Source organism: Pontibacter sp. YIM B11418, assembly GCF_059278805.1.
Genome location: NZ_JCAEMH010000007.1, coordinates 274402 through 280974, shown reverse-complemented (window position 1 = coordinate 280974; position 6573 = coordinate 274402). Strand labels below are relative to the sequence as shown.

Sequence of the window (6573 nt, the reverse complement as noted above, 5' to 3'; positions counted from 1 at the left end):
GTGCGCCGAGAGCGAGAAGCGCAGCTCCCGCTCGTCCTCGAAAGTTTTCCTGCCCTGCATCCCATCAAAGATTTGGTAATATATCCTTTTACGACTATCTTCAATAGGTTGTGCAACAAGCACAAGGTTCAATCTTAACTCTTGCTATGCGTCGAGCTTCGGCTGCACGAGCACGTTGAGGAGTTTAAGAGTCCCGGGTTCTGAGTACTGAATCTCGAATAGGGAGGTCATGCAGGAACAGAGCGCGGGTCGTGCACCGAATAAACAATTCAACAATCAACCATTTAACCATCCCGGTGATTCACCACTCACTCATTCGAAATTTACCTCACCTTCTCCCTTACCGATTTCACCTCTAATTATTCCTGTTTGGCAAGTATAGGCTTCTGTCAATGTTTATTATTAGCTAAATTAATTCAATATTTCCTTAGTAATAATACCATCAAGCATGAATAGTATGGCATCATCGGAGCTTGTTACGGCTGGTTGGGTACTTGTACTCGCCTACGCAGGCATTATCCTGTTTTTTGTGATCCGGGGCGCTCTGCGCATCCGCTCCATCTCTGACTATGCCCTCGGCAGTGTGACTTTCTCTCCGGTTGCCGTAGGTCTGGCACTGGCTGCCTCCATGACGAGTGCCGCCACGTTCATCATCAATCCGGGTTTTGTGGCACTGTATGGCATCAGCGGCGTTATTTCCATGGCCATTGCCCTGCCTGTAGCGGCCTTGGTGTCGCTGGTGGTGCTGACCAAGGGCTTCCAAAAAATGGGTACCGCCGTGAAGGCGCAGACCATGGCCCAGTGGATGGGACTGACCTACAAAAGTCGCGGCTATGCCATGTTCTTTGCGTTCCTGTCGCTGCTACTCATCACATTCATCGTGCTCATCTGCGTAGGACTCACCAAAGTGCTGGCCAGTGTGCTCAACTTAAACGAATTGCACGTGTGCGTCGGCATCGTGGTGTTTGTGTTTGGCTACATGATGTTCGGGGGCGCCAACTCCATGGTGTATACCAACATGATTCAGGCGGTGCTGATGCTGATTGTGGCGTTCATCTTGCTGGGCTCCGGCTACCAGCATTTCAGTGATGGCGTGCATGGCTTCCTAGACAAGCTGGCGGCCATCGACCCTTTGCTGGTATCTGCCACCAACCCGGAGAGCTTTCTCTTCCGCGATAACTTTGAGATCATCTTCTGCCAGGTCATCATCGGGGTAGCCATCGTTTGCCAGCCGCACATCATCACCAAGTCGCTTTTGCTCAAGAATGAAAAGGATGTGAACCTATACCTGCTGACGGGCTTGCTGGCGCAGGGCCTTTTCTTCCTGGTGGTGTTCGCCGGCCTCTACGCCCGCATTTCTTTCCCGGATCTGACCGTGAACGGACAAACGCTGCCAGTGGACGGCATCATGTCGGCCTATGTAGTGAAGGAGTTTCCGGTATACATGGGCTTGCTGGTTGTTATCGGACTAATCTCGGCTGGACTCTCTACTTTAGAAGGTCTCATCCAATCAATGTCCATCACCATTACCTCCGACATCCTGGCCCCGATCGTGGGCGAAAGCATCACCAAAAGAGGCGTACTAGTGAATCGACTCGTGATTGTGGCGCTGGCGGCTGTCACCATCTGGCTGACATTTGACCAGTTGCAGAACCCGAACCTGAGCGTGGGCATTTTTGCGCAGAACGGGGTATACGCTTACTTCTCGGCCGCTTTCGTGCCGGTGCTCTTTGGCATGTTCCTGCGCCGTGTACCGCTTATTGCCCCGGTAGCTGCCTCTATCACTTCGGTGATCGTGCATTTTAGCGTGTACTACGGTGGCCTGACTACTTACATGCAGGCACCGGTGCGCAACCCAGGTATAGCCGCCGCGCTGGCCATACTGGCTTCGGTGACGGTGGGCCTTATCTTTTACTATGCCTTCCGAAAGCCGGCTACCGAGTGGGCAACAGAAGATTCTTCACTTTTAACAGAACCGACTTATGAAAGTGAACTCAAAAACTAAGCTTATACTGGCCTCGCTTGGCTTGCTATACCTGCAGGCAGCCTGCCAGTCAGCGCAGCCTGCCGCGACCTCCGCAGGTATAGACAAGACTACCGACACGGCAACTGCCAGCATTGAAGCGACTGCAGTTGCGCCCAGTGCCGACCCTGTGTTCGAAGGATTGAACTACAGGTATGCGGTCAAAAAAGTGACGTTGCCCAATGGTGTAAACGTGGCTTATATTGACGAAGGGAAAGGTTCCGAAACGCTGATCTTCATTCACGGGTTGGGCAGCTACCTGCCCGCTTGGGACAAGAACGTGGCCGAATTGAGCCAGCACTACCGCTGCATCGCCATCGACCTGCCCGGCTACGGCAAATCCGACAAAACAGGTATAACGGCAGGTATGGCTGCTTATGCAGATGATGTGCTGGCCCTGATGGATACGCTGAAAATTAAACAAGCCACCTTGGTCGGCCACTCCATGGGCGGGCAGATCGCCATCACGGCCGCACTGAAACAACCCCAGCGCATCAAGCACCTGATTCTGGCCGCTCCGGCAGGTATAGAAACCTTCACGGAGCAGCAGAAGCAGCTCTTCAAAATGACGGTGACGCCAGAGAGTGTGCAGAAAACCACACCGGAGCAGGTGGTGGCTAATTTTAAAGTGAACTTCCACCAGATGCCTGCCGATGTGCAATACATGATCAATGACCGCCTGAAAATGGCCGAGTCGGCTGAGTTCGGGGCTTATAGTACGGCCGTGGCTGGCAGTGTGGCCGCTATGGTTGACGAGCCGGTGTATGAGCAACTGCCACAGGTACAGGTGCCCACACTGATCATTTTTGGGGCGCAGGACGCTCTTATACCTAACCGCTACCTCAACCCGAACCTGACCACCCAGGCCGTAGCCGAAACCGGTCATGACCGCATTCCCAACAGCCAGTTGGTGATGCTGCCTGAAGCGGGGCACTTTCTGCAGTACGAACAGGCCGGGGCCTTTAACAAAGCGATCCGGGACTTTCTGAAATAGCATCTAAAACTTAATCTTACATATCTAACCTACATTGTCATGAAAAAAATTTACTCTCTCCTGTTCGCACTCCTTGCAGTGACACAGGTGGCACTGGCCCAAAGCGGCAGTGTGCGAGGCCGCGTGCTCGGGGCCGATACCAGGGAGCCCCTGACGGGCGCCACGGTTTTACTCGAAGGAACTACCAAAGGCGCCTCTACCGATGCAGCCGGCGAGTTCAGTATTATGGACGTACCGGCCGGCACCTACAACATGCGCATTTCCTATGTAGGCTATACCTTCCCGAGGCAATCCATTACGGTTACAACTGGCGGTACGACCGATATCGGCACCGTGTCCATGAATACCACCAATGTGGTTGGAGAAGAGATTGTAGTAACAGCTTCCCGTCGTCCTGAAAAGCTGACCGAGGCGCCTGCCGCTATCAGTGTAATCTCCACGCGCGACCTTGCTGAGCTGCCTTCTTTCAACGTGGGTGAGTTGCTTAACAAGGTACAGGGCGTGGAAGTGGTGCGCTCCGGTGTGGCCGGTATCGGTATCAACGCCCGTGGCTTCAACAATGCCTTCAACGTGAAGATGTTCCAGCTCACTGACGGCCGTAACTCCATGCTGCCGGGCGGTACCGGTCTTCCGGCTGGTGTTTACAACACTGTGATCAAAGAAGACATTGAGCGTGTTGAGGTGATCCTGGGTCCGTCTTCGGCGCTTTATGGTCCGAACGCGCACAACGGTATCATCAACACGATCACCAAAGACCCACGTCGTCATCCGGGTACTACCGTGACGATAGGTGCCGGTAACCAAAGCATACTCTCGGCCCGTGCCCGCCATGCCGGAGTGATTAGCAGCAAGTTTGCCTACAAAGTGAATGCAGAATACACGCAGGGCAAAGACTTCGAATTCATCGACACCGTTTACAATGCCACACTGGGTGCTCTGCCTGAGTATGATGTGGATTTCAACTTCAATTTTAAGCGTGCCAGCGCTGCTGTGTACTACAGCCCGACCCAGAACATGGATGTGATCCTGGACTACGGTATCGGACAGGGCTCGAACATCGGCGTGACCAACAACGGCCGCAACCAGATCGACGGCTGGACCTTTCAGTACTTGCACGGCCGCATCGTAACACCACGCATCTTCGCGCAGGTATACAACACCTGGAACGATGCCGGCGATACTTACCAGATCAACGCCCGCACCAACAACTATTATACCTTGCGCGCCCTCGGTCAGTCGCAGGATGTAGCGCACGAAAAGTCCAAAACAGGTGCCGCTAAAGGTGAGCTATACACCAACTCCCCGGCCATCGCTTTCCCGGGCTTCATCGACAAGAGCCACCGCCTGAACGGCGAAGTGCAGTATAACAACAGCTACGGTGGTTTTGACGTGATCACAGGTCTGAGCTTCCAGCGCGATGTGGCTTACAGCCGCCTGACCTACCTCGACGACCGCAACGGCAACATCATCCTGAACCAGTACGGTGCTGTTGCCCAGATCGAGCGTGGCCTAGGTGACCGTGTTCGCGCTGTGGTTGGTGGCCGTATCGACCGCCACGACAACTACGGCACGCAGTTTAGCCCGAAAGCTGCCCTGACGCTCAACGCACTGGCCGGTACTTTCAGAGCCACCTACGGACGCGCCTATGCGGCTCCTTCCATCCAGTTCCAGGAGTTTTACCTCAACAACGGCTCGCTGGCCATCCTGGGTAGCGGCGCTGGCCTGACCATCCAAAACACCGAAACAGGTGCTACACGTGAGATTCCGAAACTGGAGCCGGAGCGTGTGCAGACCTTCGAACTGGGTTATAAAGGCACGCCGACCGATAAGTTTTATGTGGACCTGAGCACTTGGTATTCCATGTCTGAGGACTTTATTTCGCCGCTCACAGGTATAACGCCAATCCTGGGCAAGGAGAAAGTGATTCGCAAAGGCACTGAAGACGTGACAGAGGCTGCTTCTAATGCCCTCAACTACTACTTGACCTATCTGAACTATGGTAACGTGAACTCGTGGGGCACTGACCTTGGTCTGAATTATTACCTGAACAACAACTTCAGCATCGGCGCCAAGTACTCTTACTTCAACTCCGATATTACAGAGCGCGACAACCTGGACAACGACGCGAACGGCGACGGCAAAGTGGTTCCTGCCGAAAGCAGCCTCAACGCACCGAAGCACCGCTATAATTTCAACTTCACGGCACGCGACCTGTTTAACAACAAGTTCTTTGGCTCTGTGAACCTGCGCATCCTGCCTGAGTATGACTTCTACTCTGGTTCGCAGGTGGCAGCTAAAGAGAATGCAAATAAGCGCACAGCGCCGCTTCTCTATAACTACGGACCGCTGGGCGGCTTTACTTCGGTAGATCTGAGCGCTGGATATAAATTCACGCAGATGATCACACTGGGTGCCAGCGTATCCAACCTGTTCAATACTGAGCAGCGTGAGTTTGTGGGTTCACCGGTTATTGGCCGCCTGTACTCAGCTGAACTGCGCTTCGACTTCGGTGGCAAAAAGGACAAAAACGACGTTAGGTAGATTAGATTAAGGTGAAGGCAGGGCGCCCCGCAAGGGCGCTCTGTTTTTTTGCGTTAAGTATTTAATTCACAGGTTTTCACACATGAAGAATGCAATCATTACAGGTGGCACGAGCGGCATAGGCTTAGGTATAGCCCGCCTTTTTGCCGCTCAAGGGTATAACTTATTACTCAATGGGCTGGAGAAAAATGGCCAGCAGATTGCCGATGAACTGGCGCGGGAGCATAACGTAAAGGTCACGTTCTCGTCGGCCAACATGCAGCAGCCGGAGCAGATCCAGGAGATGGTGCAAAAGGCAGAACGGGAGTTTGGGCAAGTGGATGTGCTTATCAACAATGCAGGTATACAGTATGTTGCCCCGATTGACGAATTCCCGGAAGACCGCTGGGATGCCATCATCGCCATTAACATGTCGGCTACCTTCCATGCTTCTAAAGCGGTTTGGTCAGGTATGAAAGCCCGCGGGTTCGGACGCATTATCAATATTGCATCGGCCCATGCCTTGCGTGCTTCCGAGTTTAAGGTAGCCTATGTGGCCGCTAAACACGGAGTGGCAGGTATAACGAAGGTACTGGCGTTGGAAGGAGCCCCGCACGGTATCACATGCAATGCCATCTGCCCAGGCTATGTACGCACCCCGCTGGTAGAGGCCCAGATCGCTGACCAGGCGCGTGCCCACCAGATGTCAGAAACAGAAGTGATTGAGAAGGTCATGCTCAAAAAGCAACCCATTAAGCAGTTTGTGGAAGTCGAGGCGCTCGGCAACCTGGCGCTATACCTGGCCTCCGAGTCAGCAAGCCAACTGACAGGCGCCATGCTTCCGGTAGATGGTGGCTGGTCTGCGCAGTAACTTCCTCATAGAACACTATACCTGCTATTACAATCAGGTATAGCGCATCTTAACAGTATAGCTATACCTTAAGTTATCCTGGTAATGGGTGCCTTTGATAGGCGAAGCAGCTGGAATCAGCAAACTATCTGCATCAGCATGATTTTGTTTACTTCACATTAATTC

General features: G+C 53.2%; 4 protein-coding genes. All 4 read left to right on the top strand.

The features are described 5' to 3' along the window. Positions 1-448 precede the first annotated feature (448 nt). The 4 genes from AC4QZR_RS17975 to AC4QZR_RS17960 all read left to right on the top strand — a co-directional run bounded on the left by AC4QZR_RS17975 (position 449) and on the right by AC4QZR_RS17960 (position 6408). Positions 449-2005 carry a sodium/pantothenate symporter gene (locus AC4QZR_RS17975; RefSeq protein WP_494482160.1) on the top strand — a complete coding sequence of 519 codons (1557 nt, stop codon included), beginning with the start codon at positions 449-451 and terminating at the stop codon, positions 2003-2005. Then, positions 1983-3017, top strand: coding sequence for an alpha/beta fold hydrolase (locus AC4QZR_RS17970; protein ID WP_494482159.1), 1035 nt, complete (start codon positions 1983-1985; stop codon positions 3015-3017). The genes AC4QZR_RS17975 and AC4QZR_RS17970 overlap by 23 nt, the downstream gene beginning before the upstream one ends. Positions 3018-3056: 39 nt before the next feature. After that, entirely contained in the window at positions 3057-5558 is a 2502-nt protein-coding gene (locus AC4QZR_RS17965; protein ID WP_494482158.1) for a TonB-dependent receptor, read from the top strand. An 82-nt stretch (positions 5559-5640) separates the two neighbouring features. Beyond that, a complete protein-coding gene (locus tag AC4QZR_RS17960; RefSeq protein WP_494482157.1) occupies positions 5641-6408 on the top strand; it encodes a 3-hydroxybutyrate dehydrogenase in 768 nt (255 codons plus the stop codon). The last annotated feature ends 165 nt before the right edge of the window (positions 6409-6573 follow it).

Bases quoted from the DNA above. Each gene is read 5' to 3' on its own strand.
- AC4QZR_RS17965 (WP_494482158.1), top strand. From the start codon at position 3,057: ATGAAAAAAATTTACTCTCTCCTGTTCGCACTCCTTGCAGTGACACAG.
- AC4QZR_RS17970 (WP_494482159.1), top strand. From the start codon at position 1,983: ATGAAAGTGAACTCAAAAACTAAGCTTATACTGGCCTCGCTTGGCTTG.
- AC4QZR_RS17975 (WP_494482160.1), top strand. From the start codon at position 449: ATGAATAGTATGGCATCATCGGAGCTTGTTACGGCTGGTTGGGTACTT.
- AC4QZR_RS17960 (WP_494482157.1), top strand. From the start codon at position 5,641: ATGAAGAATGCAATCATTACAGGTGGCACGAGCGGCATAGGCTTAGGT.